Here is a 21,942-nt window from a genome sequence, read left to right as displayed (position 1 = left end):
ATGATATCAAGAGAAGGAGGACACCTATGACAGCGCCGCTTGTTTGTATGAAGAATATTTCAATTGAATTCCCAGGGGTTAAAGCGTTAGATCAAGTGAATTTCACATTAAAAAAAGGGACGGTCCATGCACTGATTGGAGCAAATGGTGCTGGGAAGTCAACGTTAATGAAAGTTCTTTCTGGCGCTCATGCGCACTTCGACGGAACCATCCACATCAATGGCCAGGCGGCAACCATTCAAACTCCAAAGGATGCATCCTCATATGGTGTGCAGACGGTCCACCAAGAAGTGGATACGGCGCTTGTTCCCTACTTAACTGTTGGTGAGAATATGATGATGCATGAGATTGAGAAAAAAACATTTGTCAGTTGGAAAGAACTGCATCGCAAGGCGGCTCAGCTATTAAAAGAAATGGACATCGACATCTCCACAAAACGACCTGTCAGCGATCTGACCCTTGCCGAAAAACAGATGCTGCTCATTGCCAAGGCCGTTTCCATTAAATGCAGCATTTTAATCTTAGATGAACCAACGGCTCCGCTTAGTCATGCAGAAACAAGTAAATTATTCTCAATGATTGATCGATTGAAACAGAATGGGACGGGGATCGTGTTTATCTCTCACCGCATGCCTGAAATTTTCACCATCTGTGATGAACTGACTGTGATGCGAAATGGATCGGATGTCGCAGCTCATCTTGTCAAAGACACAAATCCGCAGCAGGTCATTGAAGAAATGTTAGGTGCACCATTAGAGGAGCAGTTCCCGTCTCGCAGCCCACTGAAAGATGCACCAATTGTGCTTGAAGTGAAAGAACTAAACGATCAACAAAAATTAAACAACATTCATTTTTATGTCAAAAAAGGAGAAATTCTCGGGATCGCAGGACTTGTCGGTGCTGGAAAAACAGAATTATGCAAAGCCCTTTTCGGTGCCTCAGAAAAAAAGACGGGGACCGTGCAGCTACATGGTCAAACCATCCGTATCACATCGCCTCATCAAGCTGTGAGAGCTGGAATGGCCCTTGTGCCTGAAGAGCGGAGAAAAGAAGGGATTCTGACCGAAGAGAGCGTGGGGTGGAACTTAACGGCTGCAAGTCTTCATTCATTTTCACAGATATTCAGCTTCTTATATCGTTCGAAGGAAAAGCGGGAAGCAGGTGACATCGTCAAACGGCTTGGTGTCAAAACGCCGTCGCTTGAAGCAAAGGTGAAGCACCTATCTGGTGGAAATCAGCAAAAGGTTGCTATCGGAAAATGGCTGCTGGCTGAGGCAGATGTGTATCTCTTTGACGAACCAACCAAAGGTGTAGACGTTGGAGCGAAAAAAGATATTTTCACTTTGATTGCAGAGCTTGCCGCCCGCGGAAAATCTGTCATTTATGCGTCGAGTGAGCTGTCAGAGATTGCAGGTATCGCTGACCGAGTATACGTGTTATATGATGGCAGCATTGCCCGGGAAATGACTGCACCGACGACTGAAGAGGAGCTTTTATATCATTCAACAGGAGGACAATCATGAGCGAACAACAAATTCCAGCCCCTGTGCAGCAAATCAAAAAACAGCGGCCATCCTTTCATCTGTTTGATTTCTTTTATCAATATGGCACGATCTTAACCATTGTCGTGTTAATTGTGGTATTTGCGGCATCGAATCCAGCATTTTTGCAATCAGGAAATATCATCAATATTCTACGGTCTATCTCGATAGTGACCATCATTGCGGTAGGTTTAACTATCTCATTGGCAGTAAACGGCTTTGATTTATCAGTTGGATCAGTCGCTACGCTATCAAATGCGATTGTCATTTCTATGTTCGTATGGTTCTCGCAAAACCCACTGATTGCAATTCTCTCTGCACTAGCGGCTTCAATCATTGTTGGTTTGCTAAATGCATGGATGATCGTCAAAATGAAAATTCCAGATATGCTCATGACATTAGCCATGATGTTTATCATTCAAGGGCTGGCTCAAACGTATACGAAAGGGGCGACTATTTCTGAAAATATGGTGCTTCCCGATGGCACGTTCTCAACGGGGACGATTCCTGCCTTTTTCAACAAAATTGGACAGGTGCCATATATCATTCTGATTATGGCTGCCATTGTACTATTTGCGCATGTTTTCATGACCTACACAAAGCACGGCCGATTCATGTACATCATCGGTGGGAATAAGGAAGCCGCTCGATTGTCTGGCATACATGTGAACAAATACAAAATTGCGGCCTATCTGCTTTCTGCTTTATTTGCAGCGATCGGCGGTATCGTACTGGCTTCAAGGGTCATGACAGCAGAAATTAATGCGGGTGCACCATATTTAATGGATGGAGTAGCGGCTGCTTTTATCGGCTTTTCCGTCATGGGAGCAGGTAAGCCAAACGCATTTGGCACTTTTATCGGGGCTGTACTCATCGGTATTTTACAAAACGGGCTTGTGATGATGTCTGTCCCTTATTATGCAATGGATATTGTGAAAGGCTCTGTGCTGGCTCTTGCGCTGGCGCTGACATATTACAAACAACGAGGCTAACTGCGTATTTTTTAAAACCATTCGAGTCCTCTCTCCGTCTAGTAAACGGAAAGCGGTGCAGCTGCCGTTTCCAAAAGGAGATGACAAAAAGAAAATGAATATGTCAGCAACTCATGTAGAAGATTTGAAAAATGTCATGGAAGACTGGAAAAATGAACTACTAGTATATAAATTTGCGTTAGATGAAATGGATACAAAGTTTTCAATTATCAGCCAGGAGTATAATTTAATCCATGGACACAACCCAATAGAGCATACAAAATCACGAATTAAATCCTTTGAAAGTATAGTGAATAAACTAGCAAGAAAAGGATGCGACATCACGACACAATGTGCCAAGGAACATATCCATGATATCGCAGGTGTCCGCATCATCTGTTCTTTTATTCAAGATATCTATAATATTATGGATGTATTGAGGCAAAGAGAGGATTTAAAGATCCTTGAAGTGAAGGACTACATTCAACATCCGAAACCAAATGGCTACAGAAGCCTTCATTTAATTGTTGAGATACCTGTCTACTTAACAAATCGTGTGGAGCATGTGAAAGTTGAGATTCAGGTACGGACCATTGCGATGGATTTTTGGGCGAGTCTAGAGCATAAAATCTATTATAAACTGCAAAACGATGTTCCTCATCAGCTGACTGATGAACTGAAGGAAGCCGCAGATATTGCCAATTACTTAGATGAAAAAATGCAGAATATTAAACGAGAAATTGATTAGCACATCAAAAAGCAGCTGTTTTGATCACAGCTGCTTTTTTTCATATTAAGGGTTGGTTCCGCGGTCTCTCTGTTGAATAATATCTTGAGATTGTGCAGATTGGCTGTCTTTTTGAATGGAAGTACTAACAGAAACACCTGTTATCAAGAGGGTTAAAACCGCACTTGTGATGATCCATTTTTTCATCATACATCACTCCATTTTCTTAACAAGTTTTCAAGGACAACGCCTTGTTTCTAAAATAAGAGGATTCTTCATGAAGCGCCAGATCCGTCAAGTAAGCTGCTGCATCCTGACAAATAGCTTCAAGGTCAACAAGGAAATTCATTGATTCTAATTGATCGCAATAAGCCTTGATTTGCTCAATCATGTTGTCTGGCTGAATCATAAGTGTTTCTAAAATGGATAATTTAAGTGAAATGTTTCGTTGTTTTAAATTTTCTGCTTTTTGAAGTGAAAGCTGTACATAATAGTGGAACAAACCTGGCTTTTTCAGCTTAAATAGTGCTTTTGTGTAGGCGTACATGGCAAGTAAATAGCCGCCTGGAGAAGAAGTTTCGAATGATTCTATCATTAAAGCCTTTTCTAGGAGTGGCACAGCTTCACTGTATTCATTTCTTAGACTTTTAATAAAGGCTGCATTGCAATAGGCATGTCCAAGTAAATCTGGATCTTCCAACTGTTCTAGTGAATGAATGACTTCTTCGAACAGCGATTCTGCCTCATCATATTTCGACTGATCCGCATAATTCAAAGCAAGCATCATTTGACAGCTGATTGATTTTTTGACATAACATGGATCTGCGTCGTAAATAGATGAAGCCATCTTTAAGTGGCGGATGGAGAGAAGCGTGGACCTAATATTATAGTAAAGACACCCTGTTTTATAATGAAATTCGGCTTTTTCAATGTCATCGTGCACGAGATCTAATTTATTCTCGGCCAATTTTAAATGGTGAAATGCCGTATCCTGATTGCCTCTGCGCATTTCATACATCCCTTTAAAGAAATAGAAATAATAGCTTAGCATATCATCCGTACGGATGGCATTTTCATCAACAAAAAGACTATGATCTAACGAAGCTGTATCTTCTATTAGATCTTTAAAACGGTACTCTAGCAGTTGATAGTAAAGTAAGACGTCTTGATTTTCTTCCATTCGATCAAACGCTTGAAGAATGTCTTCTTTTAACTGGATAGCACCTTGGATCTCTCTTTTTTTCATCATGACATACCAATCATTGAGCATATTCGCTACATCAACGGACGACAAAACACCTGCTTCGGCCAATTCATATCCTCCTTTCTTCATCTATCAATATCCGTTCTTCTGAATCAACTTCCCATATTCCAGTATCTTCTTATATTTTAAGCTCTCTCGTGCAGTTTGTAAAACATGTTTTTTGATGTAAATTCAACCAGTAGTGAAAGAAATAGGGAGACGCGGCTCTTTTTGTATGCGCTTACATAATTTTAGGTAAAAAGAGGGTTTTGAAAAAAATATATTACAATATCAATATAGAGAGGAAGCAAGTTGTTGAGTTTGCTTTCATATGCAAGAGAGAAACATCATTTATCAAAGCACTGCCTTGTTTTTTGTGAGATTATCTCACACCATAATTGTGAATGACTCTTCTTTTAGAATAAAATGAGTTATTCGCAAAAAAGTAAAATTTAAAGAGACTATTGATCTAGAATTGTATGGATCTTTGGTATTGATAAAAAATATCACACACTATAGATTTAGCGTGGTATAGTATTATTGTTATTGCGAATATTTAGACAAAACTGACAATGGGGGTCGTGTTTTATGAAGAAATCGATGTTATTGATCATGGGACTAATTGTTGTGCTTGTCATGGCAGCCTGTGGATCAAAATCAGGCAGTGGTTCGGGAGAAGGCAAAGGCACATATAAAATTGGCATAGATACAACTTATCCGCCATTTGAATTTGAAAAGGGTGGTCAATATGAAGGAATAGACGTTGATTTAATTAATGCAATCGCGAAAGACCAAGGTTTCAAAGTGGAGCTTGAAGCCATGGACTTCTCAGGCATCATTCCAGCGATGCAGGCAGGACAGCTTGATGTTGGAATGGGCGGGATGAGCATTACAGATGAGCGCAAGAAGAAAGTAGATTTCTCAGATCCTTACTTCGACGCTGGGCTGACAGTTGTTGTGAAAAAGGACAGCAGCATCAAATTGATTAATGACTTAAAGGGGAAAAAGCTGGCTGTTAAAAACGGGACGACTGGTGCCAAGTTCGCAGCTGATAACGCAGATAAATATGGGTATGAAGTCGTTCAATTTAATGACAGCCCATCTATGTTCCAAGAAGTATCAAACGGAAATGCAGATGCCTTAATTGAGGATTATCCTGTCATTACATATGCGATCGCACAACAAGATTTAAAATTGAAAACAGTTGGAGACCGCTTGAATGGAGACCAGTATGGTATCTCTGTTATGAAGGGGAAAAACCAAGACCTATTGAAGAAGATCAATAAAGGCCTTGAGAACCTAAAGAAAAACGGTGAATATGACAAAATTATTGATAAATATTTGAAGTCATAACACAAGCGAGGCGCGCTCCGAGCGCGCTTTCTTTATGTGTGAGCCGTATGTGAATTAGGGAGGGAGAAACTTGGATACTATTATTAATGCATTTCCGTATTTAATGGATGGTTTGCAAACCACTTTATATATCTTTGTTGTTGCCATCATTTTAGGGTTTATCATCGGGTTAATTGTGGCATTATTCCGTCTGTCACCATTTAAAATTTTAAATTTCATCGCACTCGTTTTTGTGAATGCCATTCGAGGTACACCATTTATCGTACAGCTATTCTTCATTTATTTTGGTTTGAATACACTTGAATTCATTTCGCTTAATCGAGTGCCCGCAGGGATTATTACAGTAGCAATTAATGCAGGGGCTTATTTCTCAGAAATTATTCGTGCAGGGATTCAGTCTATTGATAAAGGACAAACAGAAGCTGCGCGTTCTTTAGGCTTTACAGGGGGGCAAAACATGCGCTTTATCGTCCTGCCGCAGGCCTTCCGCCGCATGCTCCCAGCGATTACAAACCAGGCCATCATCAGCTTGAAGGATACATCTCTCTTATCTATTATCGGGATTGCCGATATTATGCAGCGAGGGCAAGTTCAAGCATCGGCTACATTTGATCCTTTGAATGTCTGGCTGATTGTCGGTGTCATTTATTTCGTGATCATTTATTTACTTTCTCTACTGGCTAGCTACGCAGAAAGGAGATTTGATATCAAATGAGTATGATTACGGTGAAAAACTTAAAGAAATCCTTTGGCGATCACGAAGTGTTAAAGGATATTAACGCAGTCATCGAGGAAAAGGAAGTAGTGTGTGTCATTGGTCCTTCTGGATCAGGGAAAAGCACGTTTCTAAGATGCCTCAATAAATTAGAAGATATCACGGCTGGAGAAGTCGTTGTCCACGGACACACGATTACAGACCCAAAAGTAAATATCAATAAAGTACGACAAGAAGTAGGCATGGTGTTTCAGCACTTTAATTTATTCCCTCATAAAACCGTTTTAGAAAATATCACGATTGCACCGATCAAGGTAAAAGGCATCGAGAAGAAGGCAGCAGTCGAAAAAGCGTTAGACTTACTTGAAAAAGTCGGCTTAAAAGACAAAGCTCAAAGCTTTCCTAACCAATTATCTGGTGGCCAAAAACAGCGTGTCGCCATTGCAAGAGCCTTGGCAATGGACCCGAAAGTACTATTATTCGATGAGCCAACATCGGCTCTTGATCCTGAGGTTGTGGGGGATGTATTAGCTGTAATGAAACAATTAGCTGTCGAAGGCATGACAATGATTGTGGTCACACATGAAATGGGCTTTGCAAGAGAAGTAGGAGATCGTGTCATCTTTATGGATGGCGGATATATTGTCGAGGAAGACAAACCGGAAGCTCTCTTTGGGAACCCGCAGCATGAGCGTACAAAATCATTTCTTAGTAAGGTGTTATAAAAAAGAGTAAGGGCATGGATATGCTCTTACTCTTTTTCTTTATGAATAAACGGGAGGGATTTAGCGGCCCCATTTCCTAGGAAATATTAGCGCTGGAAGAATTCGATCCATTCTTGGTCTGGGCCTCTGAAAAAGAAGTAGCAATATCCATTTGGTAATGTCGTGATTTCTTCATCAATTAATTCAATTTGCAGCTTTTGAATACGATTGAATTCAGCATGAATATTGTCTGTTGTGAAAGCGAGATGATGGACCTTCCCTTCAGATGGCAGGTCACTGCTGTAGCCTTGGATGAGCTCAATTTCCGTTTCTGTTTCATCTTTAAACCCGAGAAATGCAAGCTCAATCACTCCATTTGTATGAGTGATGCGGTCCTTTAATTTCATGCCCACCACTTTTTCATAAAAATCAATCGACTGATCGATATTCGAAACCATAATACCTGTATGATCTAAGCGTAATGTCGTCAAACGAAGTGCCTCCTTATGTCAGTTGATATTTTTCTCCTCATCTTATCATAATAGAAGTAACGTATACATTCATATGGTAGGATAGAGAGAGTCAATTTAGGATAAGGATGACACAAATGAAAAAAATCTCATTAAAACAAACATTTGCGGAACAAGTGAAAAAAGGATATCCGCTCATTTCCAAAGATGCAGTATCGCATGTGAACGGTGTACGGGAAGGCGAGCTCATTGAATGGGTAGATGAGCGGGGCGCTTTTTTAGGAAAAGGGTATTATGGTGTACAAAATAAAGGAATCGGCTGGGTACTAACCTTTGATGCGAACGAAAAAATAGATCAAGCTTTCTTTGTCTCTAGGCTTGAGCAGGCAGCGAAAAGCAGAACGCATTTATTTCGTGATGCACAGACGACTGCTTTCCGTGTATTCAACGGAGAAGGGGATGGAATTGGCGGCGTCACGATTGATCATTATGACGGGTTCTATCTCATCCAATGGTATAGTCAAGGAGTCTATACATTAAAGGAAGATGTATTGGCTGCACTTGAGCACGTATATCCAGACTATAAAGGCATTTATGAAAAGAAACGATTTGATACGTCTGGACAGTATATAGAAGACGATGATTTTGTGAAGGGAGAGAAAGGTGAATTTCCTCTCATCGTGAAAGAAAACGGCATGAACGTGGCGGTTTACTTAAATGATGGCGCGATGACGGGTATTTTCCTTGATCAGCGTCATGTGAGAAAAGCGATCCGAGATCGTTATGCAAAAGGAAAGACTGTGCTCAATACGTTTTCTTACACAGGCGCTTTCTCAGTGGCAGCTGCGCTTGGTGGAGCGAGCCATACGACAAGTGTGGATGTTGCAAACCGCAGCCTGAAAAAAACATCTGAGCAGTTTGAAGTCAATGATATTGATGTGGACGGACAGGAGATCAAAGTCATGGATGTCTTTAAATATTTTCCGTTTGCAGCGAAAAAAGGCTGGACCTATGATCTCGTCATCTTAGACCCGCCTTCCTTTGCACGAACGAAAAAGCACACATTCAGTGCGGCGAAGGATTATAAGAAACTATTAAAAGAAGCCATCCAAATCACAGCTGAGAACGGCGTCATTGTGGCATCAACGAATAGCAGTGCATTTGGCATGAAGAAATTTAAAGGGTTTATTGCGCAGGCTTTTAAAGAATCAGGGCAAAGCTATCGGATACTTGAAGAATATACACTTCCCGAGGATTTTCGTACAACGAAGAATTATCCCGAAGGAAACTATTTAAAGGTTGTCTTCATACAAGCATAAGAAAAAGCCATTTCCCATATTGGAAAATGGCTTTTTTTATAAGGCAAACGACATAAGGATAGGCGCTGCACATAATGTAATAATGGCTGAAATAATCATCGATACACTTGAGATCGTCCCTGAGACGGAGCTCATTTCAAAGGCCTTCGATGTTCCTGCACCGTGTGCACCCGTTCCAAGCAGGACGCCCATGGCAATGTCATTATCGATGCGGAAGTAACGGATCACCATTGGACCGATAATCGATCCAAACAGTGCGGTTAAAATGACAAACACAGCCGTAACGGACGGCATGCCGCCGATCATTTCTGACACACTCATTGCTATAGGTGTTGTGACCGATCTTGGGACAAGGCTCTCAATAAGGCCTGTGTCCAGATGAAACAACTTGGCAATAAATGCTGTTGACAAGATCGCAATGACAGAGCCGCAAGCCACATTCAAAATGATTTCTACTGCATGCTTCTTCAGGATATGAAAATACTTATATAAAGGAATGGCAAAAGCAACAGTCGCAGGCTGCAGCATATTTGTGAGCCATTTCCCGCCCTCATTGTAAGCATCGTAAGGAATGTCGACGGTTAACAGCAAGGCGACAAGGACAAGCGGAGTCACAAGTAAGGGGGAGACATAGACCTTCGGATGTCGTTTGTACACCGCTTTTGATCCGAGATATAAAAGAACTGTTAAAATCAGAAATAGTCCGCCAACTAACATAGTTTTTTCCGCTCCTTTCGTTTCGCAATCATTTGCGTCATGATACCAGTTGAGAGCATGACCACAAACGTACTAATTAAGACGACAAGGACAATACTTGTGCCAGATTGAGAAAGCAGTTTTCCATAATCAATGACACCAACTGCTGATGGAATAAAGAAAAGCAGCAGTTCTCCGAGCAGCCATACGGCGCCAAGTTCTATCCATTTTAATTGAATGATCTTAAAATGAAGTAATAAGAAAATGACAAGAATGCCTAAGATCGTGCCCGGAATTCTTAAATGCAAAAAGGCCGCCAGCACATTCATGAATTTCGCAAAAATAAACAAGACCATAATCTGAAGGGCAGCAATCAGCGGCGTTTTGAGCACTTTCACTTTCTGTTCACTCCTTTTTCTATATAAATTGTTCAGTGTTTCACAAAAACATGACAACGTTCCAAGTGATCAGCTTACTTTAAAGTGTACAGCACGTTCAGTTATAGGTAAAATACATATATCGAATAGTGATTATTCCTTTTGTCTATAGGAAGGGTGAAGCATGTGGACATCAGACATTTAACATATTTCTTAGAAGTGGCAAGGTTAAAGAGCTTCACGAAAGCATCACAGTCCCTTTACGTATCGCAGCCGACCATTTCCAAGATGGTCAAAAACCTGGAGGATGAGCTGGGGGTGCAGTTGTTTTACCGCAATGGCCGGCAAGTTGAAATGACAGATGCTGGCCAAACCATGTATACACAGGCGAGTGAAATTACACAGTCATTTCAGAATTTAACGAGCGAATTAAATGATTTAATGAATGTAAAAAAAGGGCATATTCGAATCGGACTGCCGCCGATGATTGGGTCAAGTTTCTTCCCGAATGTCATGGGAGAATTCCGCCAGCAATACCCAGATGTCACATTTCAATTGGTCGAGCACGGCTCCATTAAAGTAGAGGAAGGAGTCGAGGATGGATCGCTTGATATTGGTGTCATTGTTCTGCCTGTAAATGATAAAATCTTTTATACGTACACCATTATTAAAGAGAACATGAAGCTCGTGACGCATCCATCCCATCCGATGGCTGATCGTGAGGAGGTACATTTAGCTGATTTAAGGAAAGAGTCTTTTATTTTCTTTAGAGAAGATTTTGTTCTGCACAGCCGGATTTTGAATGAATGTATGAATGCGGGATTTCGGCCAAATGTCATTTATGAAACGTCTCAGTGGGATTTCATTAGAGAAATGGTAGCTGAAAACTTAGGGATTGGCCTTCTGCCGGAACGAATCTGCCGTGATCTTGATCCTGAAAAGGTAAAGGTCATTTCCCTAAACCCGTTGATTCCGTGGCATTTAGGTGTCATTTGGCGAAAAGACCGTTATTTGTCGTTTGCGGCAAGAGAATGGTTAAAGCATACGAAATCCTACGTGTGGGATGCAGAGTAAAAGGGAGGACGATACGGGTGAAAACAAGCTGCGCGTCTCATTTATTGGAGAAGGTTCGAGAAAAAAATCCACTTGTTCATAATATCACCAATCAAGTTGTGACGAATTTTACAGCGAATGGACTGCTTGCTTTAGGTGCTTCGCCAGTCATGGCAAACGCCAAAGAAGAAGTGGCTGAAATGGCGCGATTAGCGGATGCACTTGTGCTTAATATTGGCACACTGACCAGAGAGACGGTGGAAGCTATGATACTTGCTGGACAAGCTGCCAATGAAAAAGGTGTACCTGTTTTGTTAGATCCTGTCGGCGTTGGTGCGACAACGTTTCGAGCGAATGCCGTTAAACAGCTGTTAGAGCAAGTGAAAATGACCGTTGTCAGAGGAAATGCTGCTGAAGTGGCTCATTTACTTGGAGTGGATGGCTGGGAGTCAAAAGGCGTTGATGCGAAAGCGGCGGGTGGAGATGTATCGGTATTAGCCAAACAAGCGTCCATTGCACTTCAGACAATAGTGGTAATCACAGGAAAAGTCGATGTGGTGTCAGATGGAGATGAGGTGCTGTCCATTCATAATGGACATGAATGGCTCACCAAGGTGACGGGAACCGGCTGTTTGCTGACGTCTGTCATCGGGGCTTTTTGTGCAGCAGGTGAACAGCCGCTTCATGCGTCGGCCGCTGCATTGCTGTTTTATGGAGTCGCCGCTGAAAGGGCAGCTCTGAGCGCAAAGGATAAAGGACCGGGAACTTTTCAAATTGAATTGTTAAACGCACTATCACACACAACCGGAGATGATGTGCTGACGTTAGGGAACATAGGGGGAGTTTCACATGACAAAGGCTGATCAACAGCAAATCAAACAGCAATTATCGGTTTATTTTATTATGGGAACAGCGAATACACCGAGGCATCCGCTTGATGTTGTGAAAGAGGCCATTCAAGGTGGAATCACCATGTTTCAATTTCGTGAAAAGGGTGAAAAAGCTTTGCAGGGTGATGAGAAGAAACAATTGGCTCGTCAAATTCAAGCGCTTTGCCAAGAAGCAAATGTTCCTTTTATTGTGAATGATGATGTACAGCTAGCGATTGATCTTGATGCAGATGGCGTTCATGTTGGACAGGAAGACACAAACGCAAAAGACGTCAGACAAAGGATCGGGAATAAAATATTAGGCGTGTCGACGCATAACCTAGATGAAGTAAAACAAGCCATGAAGGACGGAGCAGATTATGTCGGGATGGGCCCAGTCTATCCAACGGAAACGAAAAAGGATACACGCAGTGTTCAGGGTGTGTCTTTGATCACTGAAGTCCGCCGTCATGGCCTTCAAATTCCGATTGTAGGAATTGGAGGGATCACATACGATAACGCTGCACCAGTGATACAAGCTGGCGCAGATGGTGTGAGCATCATTAGTGCTATTAGCCAGAGCGCCGATCCAAAAAAAGCAGCAGATGAGCTGAAATCACTTGTTGAAGCAGAAAAAGCATCTCTTTAATCTGAAGAAGATATGGATTGAATCAATTCATGTCTTTTCTTATGCCGGGGAAAATAGACAGGAGAGAAACAAGTGTGTGCAATGATATGTTCGATTATTTTCAAAATAACAGGTAAATAAAAGGGATGAAGCAGGGAGAGGGCAGGAGCAAATGGCTGGCATTGTTTTCAGACGATGTCATGATTGTCTTAAATGGCGCTCAAAAGCCTGGTATCCAAGCGTTCACACAATTTTTGAACACATTTTTCCACGTACATGATGACATTAAGCATATGTGGGACGGGTGGATGAAAAGAGAAGATGAAAGTATGAAACAAACTGGGCCGTTTGCGGAAAGCTTTCGGATGACCGTGTCTATACAGCAGAAGGAATTAATATCGCAGAGCTGAACGACCAAGGGAAGGTCGTTTATTTAAAAAATGTTCTGAAAACCCCATGGTTAATCCAGCGCTATTAAAAAGCCGGCTGAGCAGCCGGTTTTTTATTTGTCTAGAGGATATGCCTCAATGGCTTCTTGAACAGATGTTTCTTTATCAAAAATAAGGTGTCGGCTGTACACTTCACTCAAGTGCAGTGATTCTTGCTCTAAGTGATCTACAAGCTCAAAGATATCTAGGATGGCTGCTAATCTTATGTTAGTTTGTCCACCTTCTGCATTATCATAGGTTTCTTCTGGGAAGCCTTGATTGATTATTTCCTTCACTTGACGTTGGTTTTTAGCTTTTAACAAGACAATTCGTTCTTCAAAGATTTTATCAGGTATACTGCTTGGTGATGAGATAGATTCGAATAATAATTTTGCAGAATACATGCTTTGCATATGTCATCCTACTTCTTTCGTGTCGTTTTAAATAATTTCCAGTATGTGTATAACATGATAACATAAGAATGACATCTTGCAGGGAATACATAACTATAAATAGATTCATTACAGGGAGGGATAGGAATGAAGAGTGTGGTTGATAACAGAGGGGAAGTTCATGAAATTCTGTTAATCCTCATTACATGCTGCTCTCTAATCACGTTTAGAAGAATTGCCAGATTAGAGAAGTATAAAAATAAATTAAAAAGCCAATTTATACCTTACTGAGATTTGAACAGAAGAACACAAATAAAGCCGGCTGAGCAGCCGGCTTTTCCTTATGAATCAGTATCCATATGCATGCCTGTATGTGCCTTTACTTGAATTTCCGTAAAGGTGTCTTCATCTGCTTTTTCAGAAGAGAATATCGTGCCTAAGTAGGCGGCAAGGAACCCAAGTGGAATCGAGATAATCCCAGGGTTCGACAGCGGGATAAGCGGCTCTCCTGTGAAGATGGCTGCTCCTGATGGGTCCCAGACGCTTGGGCTGAGCGAGACGATGATCAGTGCGCTCAGAAGGCCTGTTAAGCTTCCTGCGATGGCACCCGTAGAGTTAAATCGTTTCCAAAAAACAGTGAAGATAATTAAAGGTAAATTTGCGCTCGCCGCCACTGCGAAGGCAAGAGACACAAGAAAAGCGACGTTTAAGGACTGGGCAAATAATGCAAGAATGATAGAGAGAATCGCCACGCCGATTGAAGCAAAGCGTGCCGCCTTCACCTGCTCCCGCTCACTCGCTTTTCCTTTGCGGATAATCTGACTATAAAAGTCATGGGCAAAAGCAGACGCGGCGGATAAAACAAGACCAGTCACCACTGCCAATATGGTCGCAAAGGCGATAGCGGAAACAAAGGCAAATAATAAATCTCCTCCAAGGGCTTGTGCCAGAAGAGGTGCGGCCATATTTCCGGCTGCATCTGCTGCTGTGATCGCTTCTGTTCCAACAAAGGCAGCTGCACCGAAGCCAAGGAAAACCGTCATTAAATAAAAAATCCCGATGATCCAAGTAGCAGAAAGAACCGATTTTCGCGCAGAAATGGCATCTTTTACTGTATAAAAACGGATCAAAATATGTGGCAAGCCTGCTGTCCCAAGCACTAAGGCGAGGTTAAGAGACAGGGTTTCTAAAGGCACATCATATTTATTTCCCGGGTGAAGAAACGATTCGCCGAGCGGGGTTGCAGTTTTCATCTGTTCAAACATCTTCAGCAGACTAAAATCAAATTTTGCAAACACAAGAAGAGAAATAATTAACGTCCCAAGCATGAGAAGCACAGCCTTTGTGATCTGTACCCAGCTGGTCGCAATCATGCCGCCAAACACGACATAAATGGTCATCAGGATACCCACGATCAGCACCGCGATCCAGTAATCAATGCCAAGAAGCAGCTTGATTAATGCACCTGCTCCAACGAGCTGTGCAATCATATAAAAAGTAGAGACTGTAATGGTATTAAAGGCAGCAACTCCTCGAATAGCAGGACGCTTAAAACGTGCAGCGATCATATCGGCCATCGTATATTTCCCCAGATTTCGAAGCGGTTCAGCCACAACGTAAAGAACGACAAGATACGCTACTAGGAAACCAATGCTATAGAAAAAGCCGTCAAATCCGTTTAACGCGATCATTCCAGCAATCCCTAAAAATGATGCAGCAGACATATAGTCTCCAGCAATGGCAAGGCCGTTTTGAAACCCAGTCAGACCTCCGCCTGCTGTGTAAAAATCACTCGCATTGCTTGTTTTTTTCGCAGCAAAATATGTGATGACCAATGTGAGACCTACGATCGCTACGAACAAAATAAAAGCGGTCATGCTCATTCGTCATCACCTCTTAATTCAGTTTTTAAAGCGCTTACATAATTGTCGAACTTAGCTGCTTTTTTCGCATAAAGTCCACATAAAACCCAGGTCATGACAAATTGAGTGAGGGCGAATAACCAAGCCCATGAGATTGCGCCAATTGCCGGCGTGTTCAAAAAGGTGAAGTAGGATGTAGCAACCGGAAGTGAAAAGTAAAAAAGAAAAAAGAAAATCGTCATCGGTACGATAAATCTGCGTTTTTCCTCAAGAAGTTTTCGAAAATCCTCTGAAGCGGCAACCTTCTTATAATGAACTTTTTTGTCTGCCATTGTTTCCTCCTTTGTACGAATTAGGGACAAGGTACTCCAATGCATATGAGACGATCTGGCTGTTTATGACAGTATATCATAAAAAAGGCACCCGAAAAGGGTGCTTTCTATCGATAATTTGCAAGAAATTGTTCTCTCGCTTTTTCATATGCTTCTGCGTCAAAATGATCTCCGCATTTATGAATACACCAAGGCTCTTCTTGTTTTGCAATCCCGACTTCATAGCCCTTCTGAGTGAATTCAAAGGACTGCGAGATATCATAAAAATGAAAGCCGTCAAAGAGGTCCTCACGCCACTTCACATCGTATTGTGTTGCCATGAAGAGACCATCAATGGCTGCAGCTTGGATATAATCTTGCGCTTCGGGCTGCTGACGGTCTCTTTCAAACGAAAGCAGCTGATAGGTGTCGTGACGATATTCAATGACTTTTCCCCTGCAATCAGAACTCTCCCACCAAATTCCATTATCAGGCACGTTTTCAGCACCAATCACGCCAACCATGCCAAGTGATGGATGTTGTAAAAAAAGCGGGATGAGTTCAAGCAGCATCTGCTGTTTAACAATCAAGGTATCCTGATGAAGATAAATTTTAAACTGAGCTGGATGAGTGATGGCTTCATTGTATGCAGAGGTCATACTTGATGCCTGTCTGATTGGTAAGACCTCCACATGGTATCCATGAGGGGCCGGAAGTGAAGCGAGCTGCCGGAAGCAAGTTTGAAACATCGATTCATCATTCACACATAAAACAAACAGGATCGTCGGATTACTCATGAAATGGCACCGCCTCGACCACATATTGATAGGCTGTAGCGGTCTCGTGAAAATCAGAACGAATGCCGTGTTTCATGAGTAATTCATGTAGATCATTCAACACGCCTGCATAGGAAGGATGCTGTACGCGAATGGCCTCGAATTCGCGAATGCGAAAACCTGCTGAATGAAAGAGTGCATGTATTTCGTGAAGGGTAAAGAAACGTAAATGTGTTTGATCCATTAACCCTGCATCTGTATAAGTAAATCTGCCGGCTAGTAATTCTAAAACCGTTGAAATATGGCCGACATTTGGAATAGATGACAGAATGACACCCTCTTTTTTAAGGAAGGGTTTCACCTTTTTTAAAACGGCCCAAGGGTCCAATAAATGCTCGAGGACGTCTCCGAAAATAATGCAGTCAAATTGTTCATGTTGATAAGGGAGAGGCATTTGTTCAATATTTCCGCAGAGAACATGATCCAGCTCTTGCTCAGCCTCTTTTGCTGCATCTTCAAATGACTCAATGCCATAAATGGTTCTGCTCTTTTGTTTCAGGACTTTTCCAAGCTTGCCTGTGCCGCATCCGATATCCAATAAAGACGTCCATTCGGCGCGAATACGGCTGACGATGACCGGGTTTACCCCATGATAATACTGATCCTTTTTTTGGTGATAATACGAAAGGGAATCTGAACTCACGCTCTACCCACCTTTCTGCTTTCTCGTTGTTTTCATGCTTAATATATGGGTGGGCAGCTTGGTTTTATAACGAGAGAAGGACAATTTTCATGAATGGCAGCTAAAAAGGTATCATATAAAGAACAGGAAATGGACTGTCCTCCTAATATAGAAAGACAGAACCCCATTGAGTGAAGGGATTGGTATGGAGAGGTGTTCAATTATTGTAGCGTATCGTCATGAAAGGATTTTCAAAAGGTCAATTGACAGGTCAGAACTTATAGCCAAAGCAGTCTGAAAGACAAAGGATAACGGCGTTGATTTACGGTTTGTTTATCATCTTCTGATCACCGTTGGATGTTAAAAAAGCTTGTATTTCTTCGATGCCTAGTCCAATTTTTTTCGCTTCCTGAATCAAATAAACCCACTCTTCGTCAACTCTTCTTTTCACTTGCGTATCCATAATATCCTCCAGTTCAATAAGACATATTCACTGCAACCAATGACTTGAACAAACCGTCTAGTAACTGTACGTGTGGTTGAAAACAGCGCAAAATAAATTTTTGTCGAAAAATGATGACATTTAACCTATTTTGTAAAATCTATCACCTACCACGTCCCTAAAAAAATGACTAAAAAACCCATAAATATTGAAATCTTACTTCTAATAATAAACAATTGTAAAGTCAGTTAAAAGATTATAAATTAAAATAATGATAAAGACCTAAAACATTTGACTCATATAAACCATTTGTGATGACATTTGCCATCGAGTAGAACAAATTTCATCTTTGCAGGACGTACATATTGTTCGTTTGGGAAGTTCTTCTCAAGATGGTATTCTAAAAGAAACAGAAACCACCAAGAAGGAATGAAGAAAGACATGTATAGCCTTTTTCAAAAGTACCAAGAAGTTGTCATGTATCTTGTGATGGGTGTGTGTACAACCATTGTCAATATCGTCAGCTTCTATTTATTCGTTGAGATGTTTTCCATGGATTACAAAACAGCTACGGTTGTTTCATGGGTATTTGCTGTTCTCTTTGCTTATATCACCAATAAGAAGTATGTCTTCAAGCAAAAGGCTCGTGACAGAAAAAGCCTCATGCGTGAACTTTCTTCATTTTTTAGTGTCCGTCTCATGTCTCTAGGTGTAGATCTGGGGCTGATGATTTTATTTGTGAGCCAAATGGCGCTCAATGAAACCGTCGCAAAAATTCTCGTCAACTTTGTGATTGTGGTGGTCAATTATGTCGCCAGTAAGTGGTTCGTCTTCAAGAAAACAAAAGAAGATGCGATTTAACACATAAAAAAAGATAGGTGATGTGAAATGAGCAGCAGGCCAGACGACTTATATGATGCCATATATCAACAAACAGAAAAGCAGCATGAACAAGTGCTGAGGCTAGTCAAGGAAATGACCGCACATCCAGAAGCGTTTTCGGAACAAGAAAAGGAAAAGATCAACCGAATGGACATTGCGCTTCAAACAGCAACGGACATTTTAGAAAATTTAATGACCCCTGATACGCAAATGACCATTGTTTTAAGACAAGGGAGAATTCATGTTGACCTGTCAAAAGCGTAAAAGAAGCAGCCAATGATGCAGCGGCTGCTTTTTATTATGCATCGCTTGTTTCCCGCAGTTGCTTTGGAGACATGCCGATTTTCTTTCGAAAGACTTTATTCAAGTAATTCGCATTTCGGTAGCCGCACTGTATGGCGATTTCTTCAATCGAGTATTTCGTTGTTTTTAATAATGTTTCCGCCTTTTCTAACCGGATATTGGTTAAATAGTGAATAGGTGTGAAGCCAGTGGCCTTTTTGAATTCCCTCGTAAAATGACTTTTGGATAAACGTGCCGCAGCTGCCATATCGTCTGGGCCAATTTCCTCGTGAAAATGATGGCTGGCAAACAAGGCCGCTTGGACGATGGGCTCAGGCCATTTCTCCATTTGTCCCTCAAGCTTTGGCAAATATGAATACAGTTCCATGACAAATTGATAAGCAAGGCTAGACCCCTCAAATGGATTGGTAATCCGTCTTTCACTGGCTTCATCATAAATTTTCTTCAGCAGGCGGATCGGTTTGGAATGAGGATGAAAACGCATGACCTGCTTTCCTTGATCAATAAATTGGTCAAAGCAAAGATCGCAGGCTTCCCCATAAAGCGTCAAATAGAGAAATTCCCAATGCTCACTGTCTTCTGGAAAATAATATTGATAGGCACTTGGACTTTTCACAAGAAAGGCCTGCCCCGGCAAGACTTTAAACCGCTTCTGTCCGATTTCAATCATGCCATGTCCAGACAGTGTGAGCTGAAAGATGCACTTGCCCTGATCCTTCCGCTCCACGCCATTCCAGCTGTATAACGAAGATGATTGAACCTCCCAGCCAACAGACCATATTTGTGCCGGCAATGTAACATCAGAATGGTGAAAACGAAATGCAAATGCTTCCTTCTTCAAATTGGAAAACCTCCTTCACAGCAAAAAACAACCTTTTTCTATTTTGAATCATGGTACACCTCATATCACATCGTACCATTCACAGCAAAAAAAGGGTATTTTTTAACGATTTTTTTACCATTGAACTTACGCAGTTCAGGCAACTAAAATAAGAGTATCAGAAGAGAAAAGGGGAATGGATATGATCGATATGTTACGCACGGCATTTCACCAGCAATTTGGGGATAGAGAAGAACTTCGCTATTTTTTTGCCCCGGGAAGAGTGAACTTGATTGGTGAACATACAGATTACAATGGAGGTCATGTATTCCCTTGTGCGCTCACTCTTGGTACATATGCAGCATGTGCAAAGCGGTCAGATGGCCGCGTGAGAATGTATTCCTTGAACTTTGATGGCGATGGTGTGAAAGAATTCGACCTTTCTGAAATCGCTTACTTAGAGTCGGATGGCTGGGCGAATTATCCGAAAGGTGTGTTCCATCAGTTTATCGAAGCAGGGATGAAGATCGAAGAAGGCTTTGACATTGTATACGGCGGCAATATTCCCAATGGTGCAGGTCTGTCTTCCTCTGCTTCGATTGAGCTTGTCACCGCCGTCTGCATCAATGAATGGCATTCATTCGGCGTTTCAAATGCCCGTCTTGCCCTCCTTTCGCAGCGTGCAGAAAATGAATTTATTGGCGTCAATTGCGGCATCATGGATCAGTTTTCAATTGCTCTTGGAAAAGAAGATCACGTCATCTTGCTCAATTGCGATACCCTTGATTTTCAATACAGTCCGTTTCGGCAAGAGGGACTGGCGCTTGTCATTGCCAATACAAACAAAAAGCGGACACTGGCAGACTCCAAATACAATGAACGCCGGTCAGAGTGTCAATCAGCTTTAAACGATTTACGAAAAGAAATCGATCTTGCCCACTTATGTGAGCTCACGGCAGATGAATTTGCCGAGCGTGCCCACTTGATTCAGGATGAAACATGCCGCAAACGTGCAAGACACGTGGTGACAGAAAACGAGCGGACGATGAGAGCGATAAATTTTTTGAAAGATGATAAAATTGAAAAGCTAGGCGCCCTCATGAAGGCTTCTCATCTCTCTTTAAAGAATGATTATGAAGTGACTGGATTTGAACTAGATACACTGGCAGAAGCCGCTTGGCTCCATCCTGGTACGATTGGCTCTCGTATGACGGGTGCGGGTTTTGGCGGCTGTACGATCAGTATTGTGAAAGAAAATCAGCTGGCATCATTTATAGAAGAAACGGGTGCGATTTATCAAGAGAAGACGGGCATTCAAGCCTCTTTTTACACAGCTGGAATTGGAGGCGGCGCAAGAGAACTCACGAAGGAGGAAGTGTAATGACAATTTTAGTGTGCGGGGGAGCAGGGTACATCGGCAGTCATGCCGTAGCGGCTCTTTTAGCGAAAGGTGAACAAGTGGTGGTAGTGGATAATTTGCAGACAGGCCACAAAGAAGCTGTTTTGAAGGGAGCTGTTTTAGAAGAGGGAGATTTACGAGATCAAGATTTTTTAAGACAGGTTTTCAAAACACATCAAATAGAAGCGGTGATGCACTTTGCCGCAGATTCACTTGTCGGTGAGAGTGTAACAGACCCGCTAAAGTACTATGACAACAACGTTGGAGGAGCGACAGCCTTACTTCAGGTGATGAATGAATTTGATGTGAAACACATCGTTTTCTCTTCAACCGCTGCCACATATGGTGAACCAAAGCGAGTGCCGATCGTTGAAACGGATGAGACGAATCCAACCAATCCTTATGGAGAAACGAAACTAGCCATTGAAAAAATGCTGAAGTGGTCTGAGCAGGCATATGGAATGAAATACGTCGTGCTTCGCTACTTTAATGTAGCTGGCGCTCATACAGAAGGACTTGTCGGAGAGGATCATCAGCCTGAGACACACCTCATTCCGATCATTCTGCAAGTGGCTTTAGGAAAACGAGATCAGATCATGATTTACGGTGATGATTATGAGACAGAGGACGGCACGTGTATTAGGGATTACATACATGTGATGGATTTAGTAGAGGCGCACATCTTAGCTGTTGATCGTCTGCGCGCTGGAAAAGGAAGTGCAACATACAACTTAGGGAATGGCACAGGTTTCTCCGTGAAGCAGGTAGTAGATGCTGTTAGAAACGTCACAGGGCATGCGATCCCAGCACAGGTGGCTGACAGACGCGCAGGAGATCCAGCAAAGCTGATTGCTTCTTCTGAAAAAGCGCTGCAAGAATTAGGGTGGACACCTCAATATGCTGACCTTCACACCATCATTCAAAGTGCGTGGGATTGGTTTCAGAAACATCCAGACGGCTACCAAAGTAAATAACGCAT

At 42.0% G+C, this 21,942-nt stretch carries 27 protein-coding genes; 15 read left to right on the top strand and 12 right to left on the bottom strand.

The annotated features are described in order from the left end of the window. Positions 1-26: 26 nt before the first annotated feature. The 3 genes from M1D81_RS18150 to M1D81_RS18140 all read left to right on the top strand — a co-directional run bounded on the left by M1D81_RS18150 (position 27) and on the right by M1D81_RS18140 (position 3,260). Positions 27-1,523, top strand: a complete 1,497-nt coding sequence (locus M1D81_RS18150; RefSeq protein WP_456266119.1) for a sugar ABC transporter ATP-binding protein — start codon at positions 27-29, stop codon at positions 1,521-1,523. After that, positions 1,520-2,533 carry an ABC transporter permease gene (locus M1D81_RS18145; protein ID WP_456266120.1) on the top strand — a complete coding sequence of 338 codons (1,014 nt, stop codon included), beginning with the start codon at positions 1,520-1,522 and terminating at the stop codon, positions 2,531-2,533. The genes M1D81_RS18150 and M1D81_RS18145 overlap by 4 nt, the downstream gene beginning before the upstream one ends. Before the next feature lie 94 nt (positions 2,534-2,627). Then, the gene (locus tag M1D81_RS18140; RefSeq protein WP_456266121.1) at positions 2,628-3,260 is read left to right on the top strand and encodes a GTP pyrophosphokinase; all 633 of its coding nucleotides are present in this window, start codon (positions 2,628-2,630) and stop codon (positions 3,258-3,260) included. 45 nt (positions 3,261-3,305) lie between these two features. Here the strand turns inward: M1D81_RS18140 and M1D81_RS18135 are convergent, their stop codons facing one another. Both M1D81_RS18135 and M1D81_RS18130 read right to left on the bottom strand, forming a co-directional pair. After that, positions 3,306-3,446 carry a hypothetical protein gene (locus tag M1D81_RS18135; protein WP_456266122.1) on the bottom strand — a complete coding sequence of 47 codons (141 nt, stop codon included), beginning with the start codon at positions 3,444-3,446 and terminating at the stop codon, positions 3,306-3,308. 19 nt (positions 3,447-3,465) lie between these two features. Next, complete coding sequence (locus tag M1D81_RS18130; RefSeq protein ID WP_456266123.1) at positions 3,466-4,551, bottom strand: Rap family tetratricopeptide repeat protein; 1,086 nt, start codon at positions 4,549-4,551, stop codon at positions 3,466-3,468. A gap of 519 nt (positions 4,552-5,070) precedes the next feature. Between M1D81_RS18130 and M1D81_RS18125 the strand changes: the two genes are divergently transcribed. From M1D81_RS18125 to M1D81_RS18115, 3 genes are all read left to right on the top strand, one after another. Then, a complete protein-coding gene (locus tag M1D81_RS18125) occupies positions 5,071-5,835 on the top strand; it encodes a transporter substrate-binding domain-containing protein (RefSeq protein ID WP_456266124.1) in 765 nt (254 codons plus the stop codon). A 70-nt stretch (positions 5,836-5,905) separates the two neighbouring features. Beyond that, on the top strand, positions 5,906-6,550 hold the full coding sequence (locus tag M1D81_RS18120) for an amino acid ABC transporter permease (protein ID WP_456266125.1): 645 nt from the start codon (positions 5,906-5,908) through the stop codon (positions 6,548-6,550). Then, on the top strand, positions 6,547-7,275 hold the full coding sequence (locus M1D81_RS18115; protein ID WP_024423855.1) for an amino acid ABC transporter ATP-binding protein: 729 nt from the start codon (positions 6,547-6,549) through the stop codon (positions 7,273-7,275). Before M1D81_RS18120 ends, M1D81_RS18115 begins: the two co-directional genes overlap by 4 nt. A gap of 86 nt (positions 7,276-7,361) precedes the next feature. Here the strand turns inward: M1D81_RS18115 and M1D81_RS18110 are convergent, their stop codons facing one another. After that, positions 7,362-7,745 carry a VOC family protein gene (locus M1D81_RS18110; RefSeq protein ID WP_024423854.1) on the bottom strand — a complete coding sequence of 128 codons (384 nt, stop codon included), beginning with the start codon at positions 7,743-7,745 and terminating at the stop codon, positions 7,362-7,364. A gap of 116 nt (positions 7,746-7,861) precedes the next feature. Between M1D81_RS18110 and M1D81_RS18105 the strand changes: the two genes are divergently transcribed. Beyond that, positions 7,862-9,043, top strand: a complete 1,182-nt coding sequence (locus tag M1D81_RS18105; protein WP_456266126.1) for a class I SAM-dependent rRNA methyltransferase — start codon at positions 7,862-7,864, stop codon at positions 9,041-9,043. A 36-nt stretch (positions 9,044-9,079) separates the two neighbouring features. On the opposite strand, the gene M1D81_RS18100 is transcribed toward M1D81_RS18105, so the two are convergent. Further along, complete coding sequence (locus M1D81_RS18100) at positions 9,080-9,760, bottom strand: CidB/LrgB family autolysis modulator (protein ID WP_456266127.1); 681 nt, start codon at positions 9,758-9,760, stop codon at positions 9,080-9,082. Next, a complete protein-coding gene (locus M1D81_RS18095) occupies positions 9,754-10,137 on the bottom strand; it encodes a CidA/LrgA family holin-like protein (protein ID WP_087977835.1) in 384 nt (127 codons plus the stop codon). The genes M1D81_RS18100 and M1D81_RS18095 overlap by 7 nt, the downstream gene beginning before the upstream one ends. A gap of 165 nt (positions 10,138-10,302) precedes the next feature. Between M1D81_RS18095 and cidR the strand changes: the two genes are divergently transcribed. From cidR to M1D81_RS18075, 4 genes are all read left to right on the top strand, one after another. Continuing rightward, on the top strand, positions 10,303-11,190 hold the full coding sequence (gene cidR, locus M1D81_RS18090) for a cidABC operon transcriptional activator CidR (RefSeq protein WP_456266128.1): 888 nt from the start codon (positions 10,303-10,305) through the stop codon (positions 11,188-11,190). Positions 11,191-11,207: 17 nt separating this feature from the next. After that, on the top strand, positions 11,208-12,032 hold the full coding sequence (gene thiM / locus M1D81_RS18085; RefSeq protein WP_456266129.1) for a hydroxyethylthiazole kinase: 825 nt from the start codon (positions 11,208-11,210) through the stop codon (positions 12,030-12,032). Next, positions 12,019-12,687, top strand: a complete 669-nt coding sequence (gene thiE, locus M1D81_RS18080; RefSeq protein WP_456266130.1) for a thiamine phosphate synthase — start codon at positions 12,019-12,021, stop codon at positions 12,685-12,687. Before thiM ends, thiE begins: the two co-directional genes overlap by 14 nt. Positions 12,688-12,812: 125 nt before the next feature. After that, entirely contained in the window at positions 12,813-13,076 is a 264-nt protein-coding gene (locus M1D81_RS18075; RefSeq protein ID WP_456266131.1) for a hypothetical protein, read from the top strand. A gap of 92 nt (positions 13,077-13,168) precedes the next feature. Here the strand turns inward: M1D81_RS18075 and M1D81_RS18070 are convergent, their stop codons facing one another. The 6 genes from M1D81_RS18070 to M1D81_RS18045 form a co-directional block, all read right to left on the bottom strand. Next, positions 13,169-13,507: a DUF4288 domain-containing protein gene (locus M1D81_RS18070; RefSeq protein WP_456270886.1), complete on the bottom strand. Its 339-nt coding sequence runs from the start codon at positions 13,505-13,507 to the stop codon at positions 13,169-13,171. Between the two features lie 320 nt (positions 13,508-13,827). Next, positions 13,828-15,369 carry a solute symporter family protein gene (locus M1D81_RS18065; RefSeq protein ID WP_456266133.1) on the bottom strand — a complete coding sequence of 514 codons (1,542 nt, stop codon included), beginning with the start codon at positions 15,367-15,369 and terminating at the stop codon, positions 13,828-13,830. Continuing rightward, positions 15,366-15,680, bottom strand: a complete 315-nt coding sequence (locus M1D81_RS18060; protein ID WP_024426432.1) for a DUF485 domain-containing protein — start codon at positions 15,678-15,680, stop codon at positions 15,366-15,368. Before M1D81_RS18060 ends, M1D81_RS18065 begins: the two co-directional genes overlap by 4 nt. A 107-nt stretch (positions 15,681-15,787) precedes the next feature. Beyond that, positions 15,788-16,456 carry a glycosyltransferase family protein gene (locus M1D81_RS18055; RefSeq protein WP_456266134.1) on the bottom strand — a complete coding sequence of 223 codons (669 nt, stop codon included), beginning with the start codon at positions 16,454-16,456 and terminating at the stop codon, positions 15,788-15,790. Beyond that, positions 16,449-17,138: a class I SAM-dependent methyltransferase gene (locus M1D81_RS18050; protein ID WP_456266135.1), complete on the bottom strand. Its 690-nt coding sequence runs from the start codon at positions 17,136-17,138 to the stop codon at positions 16,449-16,451. Before M1D81_RS18050 ends, M1D81_RS18055 begins: the two co-directional genes overlap by 8 nt. A gap of 301 nt (positions 17,139-17,439) precedes the next feature. Then, entirely contained in the window at positions 17,440-17,580 is a 141-nt protein-coding gene (locus M1D81_RS18045; RefSeq protein WP_008345506.1) for an anti-repressor SinI family protein, read from the bottom strand. Between the two features lie 408 nt (positions 17,581-17,988). Between M1D81_RS18045 and M1D81_RS18040 the strand changes: the two genes are divergently transcribed. Continuing rightward, positions 17,989-18,420, top strand: a complete 432-nt coding sequence (locus M1D81_RS18040) for a GtrA family protein (RefSeq protein ID WP_456266136.1) — start codon at positions 17,989-17,991, stop codon at positions 18,418-18,420. A gap of 27 nt (positions 18,421-18,447) precedes the next feature. After that, entirely contained in the window at positions 18,448-18,705 is a 258-nt protein-coding gene (locus M1D81_RS18035) for a hypothetical protein (protein ID WP_024423842.1), read from the top strand. A 34-nt stretch (positions 18,706-18,739) separates the two neighbouring features. Here M1D81_RS18035 and M1D81_RS18030 read toward each other — a convergent pair whose 3' ends face one another. Beyond that, the gene (locus tag M1D81_RS18030) at positions 18,740-19,585 is read right to left on the bottom strand and encodes an AraC family transcriptional regulator (RefSeq protein WP_024423841.1); all 846 of its coding nucleotides are present in this window, start codon (positions 19,583-19,585) and stop codon (positions 18,740-18,742) included. Positions 19,586-19,766: 181 nt separating this feature from the next. Between M1D81_RS18030 and M1D81_RS18025 the strand changes: the two genes are divergently transcribed. Both M1D81_RS18025 and galE read left to right on the top strand, forming a co-directional pair. Beyond that, positions 19,767-20,945 carry a galactokinase gene (locus M1D81_RS18025; RefSeq protein ID WP_456266137.1) on the top strand — a complete coding sequence of 393 codons (1,179 nt, stop codon included), beginning with the start codon at positions 19,767-19,769 and terminating at the stop codon, positions 20,943-20,945. Further along, the gene (galE, locus tag M1D81_RS18020) at positions 20,945-21,937 is read left to right on the top strand and encodes a UDP-glucose 4-epimerase GalE (RefSeq protein WP_456266138.1); all 993 of its coding nucleotides are present in this window, start codon (positions 20,945-20,947) and stop codon (positions 21,935-21,937) included. Before M1D81_RS18025 ends, galE begins: the two co-directional genes overlap by 1 nt. The last annotated feature ends 5 nt before the right edge of the window (positions 21,938-21,942 follow it).

This window comes from Bacillus sp. JZ105 (assembly GCF_053903125.1).
The sequence above is the reverse complement of the archived record's forward strand: the minus strand, read 5'-3'. Positions and strand labels throughout refer to the sequence as shown.